We start from the raw sequence: 661 nt of genomic DNA, 5'->3' as shown, positions 1-661 counted from the left end.
CAACAGATGTATGCGCAGCAGAAGTACATGTATGATCATCATATCCATCGTATGGAACACCGCATTGTAAATCTGCGTCAGCCATTTTTGCGGCCGATTGTGCGTGGCAAAGTCAAAGCACCTGTAGAATTTGGCGCCAAGTTGGACATCAGCGTCGTGAACGGCATGGTACGGTTAGAACGACAGAGTTTTGAAACCTATAACGAAAGTACGCTGCTACCACAAGAAATCGAACGATACCAAGACCGATATGGTCATTATCCAGAACGGGTGCTGGCCGATAAGATATACCGCAACCGTGTCAATCTGGCATATTGTAAAGAAAGAGGTATCCGGTTGTCGGGGCCGGCCTTAGGACGGCCCAAGAAGGATGCTGTCAGAGACAGACGATTAGAATACAAAGACAATTGCGATCGCGTGGAAGTAGAACGAGCTTTCAGTTTAGCGAAACGTCGGTTTGGCCTTACTCAAATCAGAACCTATCTGAAAGAAACGACACAGAGTGTAATAGCGCTGTCTATTTTGGCACTGAACCTGGGAAAACTCCAGGCTATTCAGTGTACGCCAATTTTATTTTACCTACAGGTACTACTGTGGAAGGTAAAACGGGCCTTAAAATGGCTGCCGTGTCAAAAAGTGGCTTTTGTGCAGTAGACATTAA

The 661-nt window shown here is 46.0% G+C and carries 1 protein-coding gene; it reads left to right on the top strand.

Annotated features, from left to right (window positions below; translation table 11 throughout):
- A partial coding sequence (locus AB840_RS15540; protein WP_048515710.1) for an IS5 family transposase occupies positions 1 to 654 on the top strand: 654 nt, incomplete at its 5' end.
- Positions 655 to 661 lie beyond the last annotated feature (7 nt).

The sequence above is a fragment of the Megasphaera cerevisiae DSM 20462 genome (assembly GCF_001045675.1).
Taxonomy (GTDB): domain Bacteria; phylum Bacillota; class Negativicutes; order Veillonellales; family Megasphaeraceae; genus Megasphaera; species Megasphaera cerevisiae.
The sequence above is the reverse complement of the archived record's forward strand: the minus strand, read 5'-3'. Positions and strand labels throughout refer to the sequence as shown.